Origin of the sequence: Salmonella sp. SAL04213 (assembly GCF_046550535.1) — a bacterium.
Taxonomy (GTDB): Bacteria; Pseudomonadota; Gammaproteobacteria; order Enterobacterales; family Enterobacteriaceae; genus Salmonella; species Salmonella enterica.
The window spans coordinates 1-14865 of the sequence record NZ_JBGDXS010000012.1; the positions used below are offsets into that span (position 1 = coordinate 1).

The 14865-nt window shown below is 53.2% G+C and carries 16 protein-coding genes and 1 tRNA gene; 13 read left to right on the top strand and 4 right to left on the bottom strand.

Features of this window, described 5'->3' with window-relative positions:
* The first annotated feature begins 84 nt into the window (after nucleotides 1-84).
* A tRNA-Trp gene (locus ACLJPQ_RS20095) sits at nucleotides 85-160 on the top strand.
* A 100-nt stretch (nucleotides 161-260) separates the two neighbouring features.
* Here the strand turns inward: ACLJPQ_RS20095 and hdfR are convergent.
* Complete coding sequence (hdfR, locus tag ACLJPQ_RS20100; protein ID WP_001541181.1) at nucleotides 261-1109, bottom strand: HTH-type transcriptional regulator HdfR; 849 nt, start codon at nucleotides 1107-1109, stop codon at nucleotides 261-263.
* 106 nt (nucleotides 1110-1215) lie between these two features.
* Here hdfR and maoP point away from each other — a divergent pair, with 106 nt between their 5' ends.
* Entirely contained in the window at nucleotides 1216-1554 is a 339-nt protein-coding gene (gene maoP / locus ACLJPQ_RS20105; RefSeq protein ID WP_000840996.1) for a macrodomain Ori organization protein MaoP, read from the top strand.
* Between the two features lie 24 nt (nucleotides 1555-1578).
* Here the strand turns inward: maoP and ACLJPQ_RS20110 are convergent, their stop codons facing one another.
* Complete coding sequence (locus ACLJPQ_RS20110; RefSeq protein WP_000050217.1) at nucleotides 1579-3099, bottom strand: YifB family Mg chelatase-like AAA ATPase; 1521 nt, start codon at nucleotides 3097-3099, stop codon at nucleotides 1579-1581.
* Between the two features lie 351 nt (nucleotides 3100-3450).
* Between ACLJPQ_RS20110 and ilvL the strand changes: the two genes are divergently transcribed.
* The 9 genes from ilvL to ACLJPQ_RS20155 all read left to right on the top strand — a co-directional run bounded on the left by ilvL (nucleotide 3451) and on the right by ACLJPQ_RS20155 (nucleotide 11037).
* Nucleotides 3451-3549, top strand: a complete 99-nt coding sequence (gene ilvL / locus ACLJPQ_RS20115; RefSeq protein ID WP_001311244.1) for an ilv operon leader peptide — start codon at nucleotides 3451-3453, stop codon at nucleotides 3547-3549.
* 86 nt (nucleotides 3550-3635) lie between these two features.
* Nucleotides 3636-3686 carry a peptide IlvX gene (gene ilvX, locus ACLJPQ_RS20120; protein WP_192930503.1) on the top strand — a complete coding sequence of 17 codons (51 nt, stop codon included), beginning with the start codon at nucleotides 3636-3638 and terminating at the stop codon, nucleotides 3684-3686.
* A 2-nt stretch (nucleotides 3687-3688) separates the two neighbouring features.
* The gene (ilvG, locus tag ACLJPQ_RS20125; RefSeq protein ID WP_080185138.1) at nucleotides 3689-5335 is read left to right on the top strand and encodes an acetolactate synthase 2 catalytic subunit; all 1647 of its coding nucleotides are present in this window, start codon (nucleotides 3689-3691) and stop codon (nucleotides 5333-5335) included.
* The gene (ilvM, locus tag ACLJPQ_RS20130) at nucleotides 5332-5595 is read left to right on the top strand and encodes an acetolactate synthase 2 small subunit (RefSeq protein WP_000983260.1); all 264 of its coding nucleotides are present in this window, start codon (nucleotides 5332-5334) and stop codon (nucleotides 5593-5595) included. The genes ilvG and ilvM overlap by 4 nt, the downstream gene beginning before the upstream one ends.
* Nucleotides 5596-5612: 17 nt before the next feature.
* Nucleotides 5613-6542 (top strand): branched-chain-amino-acid transaminase, encoded by a 930-nt coding sequence (ilvE, locus tag ACLJPQ_RS20135; RefSeq protein ID WP_000208532.1) that lies wholly within the window; start codon nucleotides 5613-5615, stop codon nucleotides 6540-6542.
* 159 nt (nucleotides 6543-6701) lie between these two features.
* Nucleotides 6702-8552, top strand: a complete 1851-nt coding sequence (gene ilvD / locus ACLJPQ_RS20140) for a dihydroxy-acid dehydratase (protein ID WP_001127441.1) — start codon at nucleotides 6702-6704, stop codon at nucleotides 8550-8552.
* A gap of 2 nt (nucleotides 8553-8554) precedes the next feature.
* Nucleotides 8555-10099, top strand: a complete 1545-nt coding sequence (ilvA, locus tag ACLJPQ_RS20145; RefSeq protein ID WP_001518457.1) for a threonine ammonia-lyase, biosynthetic — start codon at nucleotides 8555-8557, stop codon at nucleotides 10097-10099.
* A 282-nt stretch (nucleotides 10100-10381) separates the two neighbouring features.
* Nucleotides 10382-10699: a type II toxin-antitoxin system RelE/ParE family toxin gene (locus ACLJPQ_RS20150; protein WP_000535852.1), complete on the top strand. Its 318-nt coding sequence runs from the start codon at nucleotides 10382-10384 to the stop codon at nucleotides 10697-10699.
* Nucleotides 10696-11037, top strand: a complete 342-nt coding sequence (locus ACLJPQ_RS20155; RefSeq protein ID WP_000560822.1) for a helix-turn-helix domain-containing protein — start codon at nucleotides 10696-10698, stop codon at nucleotides 11035-11037. Before ACLJPQ_RS20150 ends, ACLJPQ_RS20155 begins: the two co-directional genes overlap by 4 nt.
* Before the next feature lie 2 nt (nucleotides 11038-11039).
* On the opposite strand, the gene ilvY is transcribed toward ACLJPQ_RS20155, so the two are convergent.
* Nucleotides 11040-11927, bottom strand: a complete 888-nt coding sequence (gene ilvY, locus ACLJPQ_RS20160) for an HTH-type transcriptional activator IlvY (RefSeq protein WP_000365798.1) — start codon at nucleotides 11925-11927, stop codon at nucleotides 11040-11042.
* Between the two features lie 164 nt (nucleotides 11928-12091).
* Here ilvY and ilvC point away from each other — a divergent pair, with 164 nt between their 5' ends.
* Nucleotides 12092-13567 (top strand): ketol-acid reductoisomerase, encoded by a 1476-nt coding sequence (gene ilvC, locus ACLJPQ_RS20165; protein ID WP_000024943.1) that lies wholly within the window; start codon nucleotides 12092-12094, stop codon nucleotides 13565-13567.
* 93 nt (nucleotides 13568-13660) lie between these two features.
* Here ilvC and ppiC read toward each other — a convergent pair whose 3' ends face one another.
* Nucleotides 13661-13942 (bottom strand): peptidylprolyl isomerase PpiC, encoded by a 282-nt coding sequence (gene ppiC, locus ACLJPQ_RS20170; RefSeq protein WP_001096806.1) that lies wholly within the window; start codon nucleotides 13940-13942, stop codon nucleotides 13661-13663.
* A 193-nt stretch (nucleotides 13943-14135) separates the two neighbouring features.
* On the opposite strand from ppiC, the gene ACLJPQ_RS20175 reads away from it, so the two are divergent.
* On the top strand, nucleotides 14136-14837 hold the full coding sequence (locus ACLJPQ_RS20175) for a Crp/Fnr family transcriptional regulator (RefSeq protein WP_001024340.1): 702 nt from the start codon (nucleotides 14136-14138) through the stop codon (nucleotides 14835-14837).
* Nucleotides 14838-14865 lie beyond the last annotated feature (28 nt).

Genomic DNA, 14865 nt, shown 5'->3' on the forward strand with positions numbered 1-14865 from the left:
GAGCGGTAGTTCAGTTGGTTAGAATACCTGCCTGTCACGCAGGGGGTCGCGGGTTCGAGTCCCGTCCGTTCCGCCACCCTAATTAGGGGCGTAGTTCAATTGGTAGAGCACCGGTCTCCAAAACCGGGTGTTGGGAGTTCGAGTCTCTCCGCCCCTGCCAGAAATAATCCTTAGCATCTGCTAAGGATTTTTTTTGCCTAAAATTACCTGATTATCTGATCAGGTAATCGTGAGTTCCCTTCCTTTTCTTTTCATCATTTTCATTGTTCATCCAGCACATCCGTTTTTAACAGATCGCAGATCAGCGAGTATTTATCGCTGTTTTGCAGCCAAATGGCGTATAGCGGCCGTGAAAGCGTTGCGCTGTCGGCAACGGTATGTAATCCGCCCTTTTCATTTGCCCAGTTTACAGGAAGCCAGCTACAGCCATTTAATGCGCTAAGCTGCTGTCGGGCGAGTTCGGCTGAGCTGGTTGTTAATACCGGCACTTCATCTGCTGCGATCAGCCCGGTTTCATGCTGTTGGAAGTCTGGGCCCCACTCCAGCCGCAGATAATTGAGTTCTGATTTCTTACGGGCAGGGCTGCTGCAATATAACGCCAAAGTGAAGTGCCCTAACAGCTGACTGCTGAACTCATCCATTTTGGGCGCTTCGGTAGTAATGAGGAGATCAAGCTGGCGTTCATGAAGTTGCTTCACAAGCGATTGCCGTTGAGCGATTCTGGCTTCGAATTGCAGGCCGCTTTGTGGCTCCTGTAGTTGGTACAGTCGCCCCAGCCAGGCGTTAAGCATACACTCCCATAAAGACGCGCTAGCGCCGATGGAAAACTCGTTATGGCGTGAGGTATGCGCCACCTCTTTACGTGCCGCCTGCCACGTATTCATCAGCGTTTCCGCATACGGTAAAAGTTTTTCGCCAGCCGTGGTTAAACGGATATTGTTTCTGTGCCGCGTAAAAAGGTTTACGCCCAGTTGATTCTCCAGTTGCCTGATACGAAAGCTCACCGCGGATTGCGTCAGGTAAAGTGCTTCTGCGGCCCGCCCGAAATGGCGTGTCCGGCTAACTTCCAGGAAAGTTTTTAACAATTCCGTATCCACTGTGCTCTCCACAAAATTATTTGTCGTTATGATTTAAATGTTTTGTTTTACACTCTGTCAAGCGTAACTAATACTCCGCGCCATAAATAGCTCAGACAAAGAATTAGGAGCGTGCAGGATGGCGGAAAGCTTTACGACGACTAATCGATATTTTGACAATAAACATTATCCACGTGGATTCTCTCGTCACGGTGATTTCACGATTAAAGAGGCACAACTGCTTGAGCGTCATGGTCATGCCTTTAATGATCTGGATCTTGGCAAGCGTGAGCCTGTGACTGAAGAAGAGAAGCTGTTTGTAGCGGTATGTCGCGGCGAACGCGAGCCGGTAACGGATGCAGAACGCGTCTGGTCCAAGTATATGACGCGTATCAAGCGTCCAAAACGCTTCCACACCTTGTCTGGCGGCAAGCCGCAAGTTGAAGGCGCAGAAGACTACACCGAAGCTGATGATTAATAAAAAGGGCGTAATGCCCTTTTTTCACGCCAACAGCTTTTGCAAATGAATTAACAATCTGTCTATCGCCCGATAGCTTACCGCCTCCTGCAAATGCTGACGCGAGATCTGGTCAGCCAGTTCTATGTCGGCAATGGTTCTGGCCACTTTTAGTAAACGCTGCCAGGCGCGAATGGATAATCCAAGATGCACCAGCGTGTCTTCAAGCCAGCGGGCGTCATCGTGATGCAAAACACAGTATTTTTGGATTTCGCGACCCTCCAGACGCGCGTTTAACTTCTTCTGGCGTCGGTACTGCCGTTCATGGGCGGCGATGACCCGCTTTTTTACCGTAGCGCTGCTCTCACCCTTTGAGGCGTGTTGGCTAAGAATTCCGGGTGGTGGAAGCGGTACCTCAAGCGAAAGGTCAAAACGATCAAGAAACGGGCCTGACAACCGATTAAGGTAACGTAGTGTCTGTTCTGGCGTGCAGCGATTATGGTTTCCCTGATAATGTCCGGTCGGGCTGGGATTCATTGCGGCGATTAACTGGAACCTGGCAGGGTACGTTATTTTCGCTCTGGTACGGGATAAATGAATTTGACCGGATTCGATAGGTTCACGTAGCGCATCCAGTGTGCGTCGTTCAAATTCAGGCAATTCATCAAGGAACAAAATTCCGTTGTGCGCCAGCGATATCTCTCCCGGGGCGGGTATTGCGCCGCCGCCGACCATAGCAGTAAGTGAGGCGCTATGATGAGGTGAGCGAAAGGGGCGTTGCTGCCATCGTTTTTGTACCGTATCGGCATTAACCAGACTGAGGATCGCGGCGCTTTCCAACGCCTCTTCATTGCTTAATGGTGGAAGAATCCCGCTCAGTCGACTGGCCAGCATGGTTTTACCTGTACCCGGCGGGCCGATCAATAGCAGATTATGCCCCCCTGCCGCTGTAATCTCCAGGCCGCGTTTACCCTGCTCCTGACCGATCACATCGCGAAGATCGGCTGTTGCGGTAGGCGATGCCATATCCTGAGCTAAAGGTCTTTCCAGGGCGTGTTTCCCTTCCAGAAAGGCGCAGACGGTTTGTAGATGATCGGCGATAAAACATCCTTCTTTGCTGATAAGCCCAACCTCCGCCGCGTTCTCTGTTGCGACGATAATATTTCTGCCGGCCCTGATGGCTTCCGTTGCACTTGATATTGCGCCAGGAACGCCGCGTAATGCGCCTGTAAGCGCTAACTCACCCACCAGCTCATATGCCTCAAGATTCGACGCTGTAAGCTGCTCAGACGCGGCCAGAAGCGCAACAGCAATAGGCAGGTCATACCTTCCGCCCTCTTTCGGTAGATCGGCTGGAGCAAGGTTAATGGTTATTTTTTTAGCCGGAAATTCATATCCGCTATTAATAATCGCACTACGTACCCGGTCACGCGCCTCTTTTACCGTGGTTTCCGGTAGGCCAACCATGGTTAATCCCGGTAATCCATTACTGATATGCACCTCTATAGTGATAGGCGGCGCATTGACGCCAAGTGCGGCGCGGGTATGAACAATCGCCAGTGACATAATCCCTCCTGTTACGTGGATTATGCGGAATAAAAGAGAAAATCGAATTGCTGACTTTTTGTTTTTTAGCGGCTGCTTCCTGAATTTTGGCGTCATTTTCAGGCAAGAAACATCAAACTGGAAGAACGCTCGCAGAAGCGAAAAGAAGGAAAACAGGGTGTAAAGCGCGCCAAAAGGGGGAGGAAAACGTGAAAATTTTTCAGTTGCTAATTTTTCTTATAAAAAACAAAGCACTTTTAGGCATTCACCTGCATTATCTGAAACGTGGTTAAAAAAATATCTTGTGCTATTGGCAAAACCTATGGTAACTCTTTAGGTATTCCTTCGAACAAGATGCAAGAATAGACAAAAATGACAGCCCTTCTACGAGTGATTAGCCTGGTCGTGATTAGCGTGGTGGTGATTATTATCCCACCGTGCGGGGCTGCACTTGGACGAGGAAAGGCTTAGAAATCAAGCCTTAACGAACTAAGACCCCCGCACCGAAAGGTCCGGGGGTTTTTTTTGGCCTGAAAAACTTAAGCGAGGAGCAGAACGTGAATAACAGCATAAAATTCTGTTTCTCAAGATTTACGACGGGGATGTAACTATGAACGGGGCACAGTGGGTGGTACATGCTTTGCGAGCGCAGGGGGTGAAAACCGTATTTGGTTATCCTGGCGGAGCAATTATGCCGGTTTACGACGCGTTGTATGACGGTGGTGTGGAGCATTTGTTGTGCCGACACGAACAGGGTGCGGCAATGGCGGCAATCGGTTATGCCCGTTCTACCGGCAAAACCGGTGTTTGTATCGCCACTTCCGGCCCTGGCGCCACTAACCTGATCACTGGCCTGGCGGATGCGTTGTTAGATTCGGTCCCCGTCGTCGCGATCACGGGTCAGGTTTCCGCCCCGTTCATCGGCACTGATGCGTTCCAGGAGGTGGATGTGTTAGGGCTGTCGCTGGCCTGTACCAAACACAGCTTTCTGGTGCAGTCGCTGGCAGAGTTGCCTCGTATCATGGCAGAGGCTTTTGAAGTTGCCAACGCTGGCCGTCCTGGCCCGGTTCTGGTGGATATCCCGAAAGATATCCAGTTGGCCAGCGGTGAGCTGGAACCCTGGTTTACTACCGTTGATAACGAAGCGACCTTCCCGCAGGCTGATGTTGAACAGGCGCGCCAGATGCTGGAACAGGCGAAAAAACCCATGCTGTACGTCGGCGGTGGTGTTGGTATGGCGCAGGCAGTTCCGGCGCTGCGTAAATTTATCGCGGTAACGCAAATGCCAGTTACCTGCACGCTGAAAGGGCTGGGGGCTGTTGAAGCTGATTATCCGTACTATCTGGGCATGCTGGGAATGCACGGTACTAAAGCGGCTAATTTCGCGGTGCAAGAGTGTGATTTACTGATCGCAGTGGGTGCACGTTTTGATGACCGGGTAACCGGTAAGCTGAATACTTTCGCTCCTAACGCCAACGTAATTCATATGGATATCGACCCGGCGGAAATGAACAAACTGCGTCAGGCACACGTCGCGTTGCAGGGCGATTTAAATTCGCTGTTGCCGGCATTACAGCAACCGCTGAAGATTGACGCATGGCGTCAGTCCTGTGCAGAGCTGCGCGCAGAACACGCCTGGCGCTATGACCATCCTGGCGAGACTATCTATGCGCCGTTGTTGTTGAAGCAATTGTCGGAACGCAAACCCGCAGACAGCGTGGTGACGACGGATGTGGGGCAGCATCAGATGTGGTCAGCCCAGCATATGACTTACACCCGCCCGGAGAACTTCATCACTTCCAGCGGTCTGGGGACGATGGGATTCGGCTTACCGGCGGCCGTTGGCGCGCAGGTAGCGCGACCGAATGATACCGTTATCTGTATCTCCGGTGACGGCTCCTTCATGATGAATGTTCAGGAGTTGGGCACCGTAAAACGCAAGCAGTTACCGTTGAAGATAGTCTTACTCGACAACCAGCGGTTAGGAATGGTTCGACAATGGCAGCAACTGTTTTTCCAGGAGCGATATAGCGAAACCACCCTGACCGATAACCCCGATTTCCTCATGCTGGCCAGCGCCTTCGGCATTCCAGGCCAGCACATTACTCGTAAAGACCAGGTTGAAGCGGCACTCGACACGATGTTGGCAAGCGAAGGGCCGTACCTGCTTCACGTCTCAATCGACGAACTTGAAAATGTCTGGCCGTTGGTGCCGCCTGGCGCCAGTAACTCTGAAATGCTGGAGAAATTATCATGATGCAACATCAGGTCAATGTATCGGCACGCTTTAATCCAGAAACCTTAGAACGTGTTTTACGCGTGGTGCGCCATCGTGGTTTTCAGGTGTGCTCCATGAATATGGAAGCCGCGACCGATGCGCAGAATATAAATATTGAATTGACCGTTGCCAGTCCCCGGTCGGTCGACTTACTGTTTAGTCAGTTAAGTAAACTGGTAGATGTTGCGCATGTCGCGATCTGCCAGAGCGCTGCCACATCACAACAAATCCGCGCCTGAGCGCAAAAGGAAGAAAAATGACGACGAAAAAAGCTGATTACATTTGGTTCAATGGCGAGATGGTGCGCTGGGAAGACGCGAAGGTTCACGTAATGTCCCACGCGCTGCACTACGGTACGTCGGTATTTGAAGGGATTCGGTGCTACGACTCTCACAAAGGCCCGGTAGTGTTTCGTCATCGTGAACATATGCAGCGTCTGCGCGACTCAGCAAAAATTTATCGTTTTCCGGTTTCCCAGAGTATTGATGAGCTGATGGAAGCCTGCCGCGAAGTGATCCGCAAAAACAACCTGACCAGCGCCTATATCCGTCCGTTGGTATTTGTCGGCGATGTCGGTATGGGCGTTAACCCGCCCCCGGGATACACCACTGACGTCATCATCGCCGCGTTCCCGTGGGGGGCATACCTGGGCGCCGAAGCGCTGGATCAGGGGATCGATGCGATGGTTTCTTCCTGGAATCGCGCTGCGCCGAACACCATTCCAACCGCTGCGAAAGCGGGCGGTAACTACCTCTCCTCACTGCTGGTGGGTAGCGAAGCGCGCCGCCACGGCTATCAGGAAGGCATCGCCCTGGATGTAAACGGCTATATCTCCGAAGGCGCAGGCGAAAACCTGTTTGAGGTAAAAGATGGCGTGCTGTTTACTCCGCCGTTTACCTCTTCCGCGCTGCCAGGCATTACTCGCGACGCGATCATCAAACTGGCGAAAGAGCTGGGTATTGAAGTGCGCGAGCAGGTGCTGTCCCGTGAATCGCTGTATCTGGCCGACGAAGTATTTATGTCCGGAACCGCGGCAGAAATTACTCCGGTACGCAGCGTTGATGGTATCCAGGTAGGTGAAGGCCGTTGCGGCCCTGTTACCAAGCGTATTCAACAAGCCTTCTTTGGTCTCTTCACTGGAGAAACCGAGGATAAATGGGGCTGGTTGGATCCGGTAAATTCATAATAAATAAAGTTAATATTTTCCCAAATAATTTGCGTCACAGGAAGGCGGCAACGCAGCAAATCCCCAGAAGCTTACTGTCGTAAGTGACTGGGGTGAGTGAGGCAGCCAACGCACCTGTGGCGTGAAGTATGAAGGGAAAAGATGGGGAGTAAATAAAGCATGCCTAAGTACCGTTCCGCCACCACCACCCATGGTCGTAATATGGCGGGTGCCCGCGCGCTGTGGCGCGCCACCGGAATGACCGACAGTGATTTTGGCAAACCGATTATCGCCGTGGTGAACTCATTCACTCAGTTTGTGCCGGGTCACGTTCATCTGCGCGATCTCGGTAAGCTGGTCGCCGAACAGATTGAAGCTTCCGGCGGTGTGGCGAAAGAGTTCAACACTATTGCCGTGGATGACGGGATCGCCATGGGGCACGGGGGTATGCTCTATTCACTGCCGTCGCGCGAGCTGATCGCCGACTCCGTGGAGTACATGGTGAACGCTCACTGCGCTGACGCGATGGTGTGTATCTCCAACTGCGACAAAATCACCCCTGGGATGCTCATGGCCTCGCTGCGCCTGAATATTCCGGTGATCTTTGTCTCCGGTGGACCGATGGAAGCCGGGAAAACCAAACTGTCCGATCAGATCATCAAGCTCGATCTGGTTGATGCCATGATTCAGGGAGCGGACCCGAAAGTCTCTGACGATCAAAGTAACCAGGTTGAACGCTCCGCCTGTCCAACCTGCGGCTCCTGCTCCGGCATGTTTACCGCTAACTCCATGAACTGCCTGACCGAAGCGCTGGGCCTGTCGCAGCCGGGCAACGGTTCGCTGCTGGCGACCCATGCTGACCGGAAGCAGTTGTTCCTCAATGCCGGTAAGCGGATTGTTGAACTGACTAAACGCTATTACGAGCAGGATGACGAAAGTGCACTGCCGCGTAACATCGCCAGCAAAGCCGCGTTTGAGAATGCGATGACGCTGGATATTGCGATGGGCGGTTCGACCAATACCGTTCTGCATCTACTGGCGGCGGCGCAGGAAGCGGAAATCGACTTCACCATGAGTGATATCGACAAGCTGTCCCGCAAGGTGCCGCAGTTGTGTAAAGTGGCGCCAAGTACCCAGAAATACCATATGGAAGACGTTCACCGTGCCGGCGGTGTGCTGGGTATTTTAGGCGAGCTGGATCGCGCCGGGCTGCTGAACCGCAACGTGAAAAACGTATTAGGCCTGACGCTGCCGCAAACGCTGGAACAGTACGACATCACGGTTACGCAGGACGAAGCGGTTAAAAAAATGTTCCGTGCTGGCCCTGCCGGTATCCGTACTACCCAGGCGTTCTCGCAGGATTGTCGCTGGGATTCGCTGGATGACGACCGCGCAGCGGGTTGCATCCGCTCGCTGGAATATGCCTATAGCAAAGACGGCGGTCTGGCGGTGCTGTATGGCAACTTCGCCGAAAACGGCTGCATCGTTAAAACCGCAGGCGTGGATGACAGCATCCTTAAATTCACCGGCCCGGCGAAAGTGTATGAAAGCCAGGACGACGCGGTAGAGGCGATTCTTGGCGGCAAAGTAGTGGAAGGCGATGTAGTCGTGATCCGCTACGAAGGGCCGAAAGGCGGGCCGGGAATGCAGGAAATGCTCTATCCGACCAGTTTCCTGAAGTCGATGGGGCTGGGCAAAGCCTGCGCGCTCATCACCGATGGGCGTTTCTCCGGCGGTACTTCGGGTCTTTCCATCGGCCACGTCTCGCCGGAAGCGGCCAGCGGCGGCACTATTGCGCTGATTGAAGATGGCGACACCATTGCGATTGATATCCCGAACCGCAGCATTCAGTTGCAGTTGAACGAGGCTGAAATCGCCGCACGCCGCGAGGCGCAGGAAGCTCGCGGCGATAAAGCCTGGACGCCGAAAAATCGTCAGCGTCAGGTTTCGTTTGCCCTGCGTGCCTACGCCAGCCTGGCGACCAGCGCCGATAAAGGCGCGGTGCGCGATAAATCGAAACTGGGAGGTTGATGATGGCGGAATCTCAACCACTGTCAGTCGCGCCGGAAGGGGCGGAGTATCTGCGCGCGGTGCTACGCGCGCCAGTATACGAAGCGGCGCAGGTGACGCCGCTGCAAAAAATGGAAAAGCTCTCGTCACGTCTGGATAACGTTATTCTCGTCAAACGCGAAGACCGGCAGCCGGTACATAGCTTTAAGCTGCGCGGCGCTTACGCGATGATGGCCGGATTGACCGAAGAACAAAAAGCCCACGGCGTGATTACCGCGTCGGCGGGGAACCATGCACAGGGCGTGGCGTTTTCCTCCGCACGGCTTGGCGTGAAGTCGCTGATTGTCATGCCAAAAGCAACGGCGGATATTAAAGTCGATGCGGTACGCGGTTTTGGCGGCGAAGTGCTGTTGCACGGCGCTAATTTTGATGAAGCGAAAGCGAAAGCTATTGAGCTGGCGCAGCAGCAGGGTTTTACCTGGGTGCCGCCGTTTGATCACCCAATGGTGATCGCCGGGCAGGGCACACTGGCGCTGGAACTGCTTCAGCAGGATTCGCATCTCGATCGTGTCTTTGTGCCGGTTGGCGGCGGCGGCCTGGCGGCGGGCGTAGCGGTACTGATCAAACAATTGATGCCGCAAATCAAAGTGATTGCCGTCGAAGCGGAGGATTCCGCCTGCCTGAAAGCGGCGTTGGAAGCCGGTCATCCAGTGGATCTCCCGCGCGTTGGGTTATTTGCTGAAGGCGTGGCGGTAAAACGCATCGGCGACGAAACCTTCCGGCTGTGTCAGGAATATCTCGACGACATTATTACAGTCGATAGCGACGCTATCTGCGCGGCGATGAAAGATCTGTTTGAAGATGTGCGTGCGGTGGCGGAGCCGTCCGGCGCGCTGGCGCTGGCGGGGATGAAGAAATATATCGCCCAGCACAATATTCGCGGCGAACGCCTGGCGCACGTCCTTTCCGGCGCCAACGTCAACTTCCACGGCTTGCGCTATGTGTCTGAACGCTGCGAGCTGGGGGAACAGCGCGAAGCGTTACTGGCGGTGACCATTCCGGAAGAAAAGGGGAGCTTTCTCAAATTCTGCCAGTTGCTTGGCGGGCGTATGGTCACCGAATTTAACTACCGTTTTGCCGACGCGAAAAATGCCTGTATTTTTGTCGGCGTACGCGTCAGTCAGGGGCTGGAGGAGCGAAAAGAGATTATCACCCAACTGTGCGACGGCGGTTATAGCGTAGTGGATCTCTCCGACGATGAAATGGCGAAGCTGCATGTGCGCTATATGGTCGGCGGACGCCCCTCCAAGCCATTACAGGAGCGTTTGTATAGTTTCGAATTTCCGGAGTCGCCCGGCGCGTTGCTCAAATTCCTGCATACGCTTGGCACGCACTGGAATATTTCGCTATTCCATTACCGCAGCCACGGTACCGATTATGGTCGCGTGCTGGCGGCGTTCGAGTTAGGCGATCATGAGCCGGATTTCGAAACCCGGCTGCATGAGCTGGGCTATGAATGCCATGATGAGAGCAATAACCCGGCGTTCCGGTTCTTTCTGGCGGGTTAATTCAGCGTTTAGTTTTTCGGGCCCACAAAGTAAAGTGGGCCTAATATCAAGATATTATCTTCCCTCAGTTATTGGGCTTTTCTGCCAGCCCGGAGCATCCACTCATTTAATTTTGCGAGACGTTTTCCAGAAGGCGCCCAATCTGCTTGTGGTGAAACTCGGCTCACCATATCGTTAGCACCGCTATCACTTGCACCTGCTAAAAACAATGTATAAAATTTTATACACAAGGATGTTATGTTACTCACCCGAGCTCTCTCCAATGAAAAAGAAATTCGATGGGTGGGATCTTCTCTGGAGGATCTCCTGGCTTTTCCCATAACGGTACGTAAAGCAGTCGGTTATCAGCTTCACAAAATTCAGTATGGAATTGAACCCGATGACTGGAAACCGTTTTCAGAAATTGGGGCTGGGGTAAATGAAATTCGGATTCGTGACAACAATGGTATCTATCGCGTTATGTATGTCGCTAAGTTTGAAGAAGCACTCTACGTTTTGCATAGTTTCCAAAAACAGACGCAACAAACCAGTCAGCACGATAAAAACATCGCCAGAACGCGTTATAACCGGGTGGTGCAACAACGGAGAAACAGCTTGTGATTGCCAAAACTGATAGTGATATTCGCCATGTGACGCCATCTGGCGGTAATGTTTTTGCTGATTTGGGGTTTGATAAGCAGGACGCAGAAAAGTTTTACGCTGATTCCCTGAGTGAAATCGAAAACACGTTAGCCATTAAAGAACAGCTCATGGAAGAAATTACCCTCTGGATTACGCGAAACCAGATGAAGCAAGCCGAGGTTGCTACAGTTTTGCATATATCCCGACCGCGCGTTTCGGATGTCGTCAACAAGAAATGCAGCAAATTCACCATTGATGCTCTGGTGAATATGCTTAGCCGTATTGGGAAGCCTGTTCGGGTAATGGTAGGGCCGTAAAACTAATTCGGTAAAATCTTCCAGAACGCATCAATTAGCGGCTCATGCAGCCGCTTTTTTTGCGCGCAGACGCCAAGCTCAAACGGCGTTTTTTCATCACTACGTTCTAAAATCATCACCCGGTTGCGCACCGGCTCCGGGCTGTTTTCCAGCACCACTTCCGGCAGCAGCGCCACGCCGCAGCCCAGCGCCACCATTGAGACCATCGCTTCGTGACCGCCGACGGTGGCGTAAATCTGCGGATTGCTGATTTTATGGCGGCGAAACCACAGCTCAATGCGGCGGCGTACCGGCCCCTGATCGGCCATGATAAACGGCACCGTCGACCAGTCGGGCTTATCAACCGAAACCTGATTACGCACCGGGCAGGGCAGCGCCGGGGCGATCAGCACCACCGCCAGATTTTCCAGCATCGAAAACGCCACCGCGCCGGGCAGCGTTTCTGGTTTGCCGGCGATTGCCAGGTCCGCTTCTCCCGTTACCACCTTTTCCATCGCATCGGCAGCATCTCCGGTCGTCAATTTGATTTCAACAGAAGGGTGTTCGGCGCGAAAACGGTCGAGGATCGGCGGCAGATGACTGTATGCCGCGGTCACTGAACAGAAGATATGGAGTTCGCCGGAAAGGGACGGCCCCTGCTGATCGAGGGTATGGCGCAACTGCTGATATTGCAAAAGCGTCTGTTGGGCAAACACTCGCAGCTCTTCACCGGCTTCGGTCAGCGTGACGGTGCGGTTGTCGCGCACAAACAGCGGCTGGCCGAGATCTTCTTCCAGCCGCTGGATCTGCCGGGAGAGCGTGGAGGGGCTGACGTGCATCGCGCGCGCGCTGCGGCCAAAGTGGCGGCTTTCCGCCAGATGCAGGAAGGTTTTTAGATCGCGTAAATCCACAGACAGACCTCCGGTTTTTGACGTTGCATAAACCGCAACATAACGTTGTGAATATATCAATTTCCGCAATAAATTTCCTGTTGTAATGTGGGTTCATTCGCACAGATAGCAATCTGTAAACCGAACAATAAGCGCGACAACACAACATCACGGAGTACACCATCATGGCTAACTACTTTAATACACTGAATCTGCGCCAGCAGCTGGCGCAGCTGGGTAAATGCCGCTTTATGGGCCGCGACGAATTCGCCGACGGCGCGAGCTACCTGCAGGGTAAAAAAGTGGTCATCGTCGGCTGTGGCGCTCAGGGGCTGAACCAGGGCCTGAACATGCGTGACTCCGGTCTGGATATTTCCTATGCCCTGCGTAAAGAAGCCATTGCTGAGAAGCGTGCCTCCTGGCGTAAAGCGACCGAAAACGGCTTCAAAGTAGGCACCTACGAAGAGCTGATCCCGCAGGCCGACCTGGTGGTTAACCTGACGCCAGACAAACAGCACTCCGACGTGGTGCGTTCTGTACAGCCGCTAATGAAAGACGGTGCGGCGCTGGGCTACTCCCACGGCTTCAACATCGTGGAAGTGGGCGAGCAGATCCGTAAAGACATCACCGTGGTGATGGTCGCGCCGAAGTGTCCGGGCACCGAAGTGCGCGAAGAGTACAAACGTGGTTTCGGCGTACCGACCCTGATCGCCGTTCACCCGGAAAACGACCCGAAAGGCGAAGGCATGGCGATTGCTAAAGCCTGGGCGGCGGCCACCGGTGGTCACCGTGCGGGCGTACTGGAATCTTCTTTCGTTGCGGAAGTGAAATCTGACCTGATGGGCGAGCAGACTATTCTGTGCGGTATGCTGCAGGCCGGTTCTCTGCTGTGTTTCGACAAGCTGGTGGCAGAAGGCACCGACCCGGCATACGCGGAAAAACTGATTCAGTTCGGTTGGGAAACCATCACCGAAGCGCTGAAGCAGGGCGGCATCACCCTGATGATGGACCGTCTGTCTAACCCGGCGAAACTGCGTGCTTACGCGCTGTCCGAACAATTGAAAGAGATCATGGCGCCGCTGTTCCAGAAACACATGGATGACATCATCTCCGGCGAATTCTCTTCCGGCATGATGGCTGACTGGGCTAACGACGATAAGAAACTGCTGACCTGGCGTGAAGAGACCGGTAAAACCGCGTTCGAAACCGCGCCGCAGTTTGAAGGTAAAATCGGCGAGCAGGAGTACTTCGATAAAGGCGTGCTGATGATTGCGATGGTGAAAGCGGGCGTTGAGCTGGCGTTCGAAACCATGGTCGATTCCGGCATCATCGAAGAGTCCGCTTACTACGAATCACTGCACGAGCTGCCGCTGATCGCCAACACCATCGCCCGTAAGCGCTTGTATGAAATGAACGTGGTTATTTCCGATACCGCAGAATACGGTAACTACCTGTTCTCTTACGCTTGCGTACCGCTGCTGAAACCGTTTATGGCGGAATTGCAACCGGGCGATCTGGGTAGTGCTATCCCGGAAGGCGCGGTAGACAACGCACAGCTTCGCGACGTGAACGACGCGATTCGTAGTCATGCGATTGAGCAGGTAGGTAAGAAACTGCGCGGCTATATGACGGATATGAAACGCATTGCGGTAGCGGGTTAATGTAGGCAGTGTCGGGTGGCGCTAGCGCTTACCCGACCTACAAAATCAAGCAGACGATGTAGGCCGGGTAAGGCGTAGCCGCCACCCGGCTTTTTATTTGCGATACAATACTTTAATGATGTGGTAACCGAACTGAGTATGCAGCGGGCCGGTTGGCTCCAGTACCGGGCAGGAAAAGACTACTTTATCGAATGCCGGAACCATCTGGCCCTGACGAAATTCGCCTAAATGACCGCCTTTTTTACCGGATGGGCAGATAGAATGCTTCTTCGCCAGCTTCTCAAAATCGCCGCCGTTTTTAATTTGCTCCAGAAGATCCAATGCCAGTTTCTCTTCTTTTACAAGGATATGCAGTGCTGCTGCCATTTTTGCCATTATTGTGTTCTCACGTCGCAAAGATTGGCCGTCACTTTATCACTCCTTAGGCCGTCAGACATATACTCTTCGCCATTACAGGACAGATGTCCCGCCTGATTTAATGAACCGGGAGATAAGCGGCATTTTTAGCGGGCGTATTTCGGATGTGCGGGACGGCGGTCCTGTCCTTTCTGACAAGGGGCGAGATACCATGAACATAATGAAAAACGCAGAATTTCCAGACGACTGGCTTTTAGGGCTACGCCAGGTCGTACGCGACCCAGTGCTCTATGAATTACTTAAATACTGCCCGTTGGAAATCATGCAGTGCTGGCGATTTGACGACATTTCCCGTGGCGCGCTTATCTGCCGCCAGGGGGAAATATGCCAGCAATTTTCACTCATTGTGGCCGGCGAAGTGGATGTTTTTTACGAAGCTGAAGATGGACGCCGTTACCGGCAGGCGCGTTATGGCAAAGGAGATATGCTGGGCGAGCTAGAGATATTTGAGTCGCGGCATTACATCTGTTCTGTCGTAGCCGTCGGCAATGTACAGCTACTCAGCCTGCCGCAAGCGCATTTTTGCCGCTGGCTGACGCTGGATAACCACTTTAACCAGCGAATGCTGCGGTTTTTCAGCCAACAGTATTACCAGTTGTCGAAAAAGGCCAGTAGCGACAATTTGTACTCGCTGCATCAGCGCGTATGCCAGGCATTATGGCTGCGTTATCAACAATATGAATCAACCACTATTTTGCTTGATAAGCAGAATCTTGGTCAGGAATTTGCGGCGACGACGCGCAGTATCAACCGGATACTGCACGATCTGAAATCGCTGAACATTATCGATACCGACGGTGAGCGGATCATTTTACTGGCTCCTGAAAAACTCAAACAGGAGGCGGAAATCTGAACCTCTCAGAACAATAAGGAGACGGGAG

Excerpts from the sequence above, each read along its gene's own strand:
- ilvM (WP_000983260.1), top strand. The coding sequence starts at position 5,332 with ATGATGCAACATCAGGTCAATGTATCGGCACGCTTTAATCCAGAAACC.
- ilvC (WP_000024943.1), top strand. The coding sequence starts at position 12,092 with ATGGCTAACTACTTTAATACACTGAATCTGCGCCAGCAGCTGGCGCAG.
- maoP (WP_000840996.1), top strand. The coding sequence starts at position 1,216 with ATGGCGGAAAGCTTTACGACGACTAATCGATATTTTGACAATAAACAT.
- ilvE (WP_000208532.1), top strand. The coding sequence starts at position 5,613 with ATGACGACGAAAAAAGCTGATTACATTTGGTTCAATGGCGAGATGGTG.
- ACLJPQ_RS20110 (WP_000050217.1), bottom strand. The coding sequence starts at position 3,099 with ATGTCACTGGCGATTGTTCATACCCGCGCCGCACTTGGCGTCAATGCG.
- ppiC (WP_001096806.1), bottom strand. The coding sequence starts at position 13,942 with ATGGCAAAAATGGCAGCAGCACTGCATATCCTTGTAAAAGAAGAGAAA.
- ilvL (WP_001311244.1), top strand. The coding sequence starts at position 3,451 with ATGACAGCCCTTCTACGAGTGATTAGCCTGGTCGTGATTAGCGTGGTG.
- ilvG (WP_080185138.1), top strand. The coding sequence starts at position 3,689 with ATGAACGGGGCACAGTGGGTGGTACATGCTTTGCGAGCGCAGGGGGTG.
- ilvA (WP_001518457.1), top strand. The coding sequence starts at position 8,555 with ATGGCGGAATCTCAACCACTGTCAGTCGCGCCGGAAGGGGCGGAGTAT.
- ilvD (WP_001127441.1), top strand. The coding sequence starts at position 6,702 with ATGCCTAAGTACCGTTCCGCCACCACCACCCATGGTCGTAATATGGCG.
- ACLJPQ_RS20175 (WP_001024340.1), top strand. The coding sequence starts at position 14,136 with ATGAACATAATGAAAAACGCAGAATTTCCAGACGACTGGCTTTTAGGG.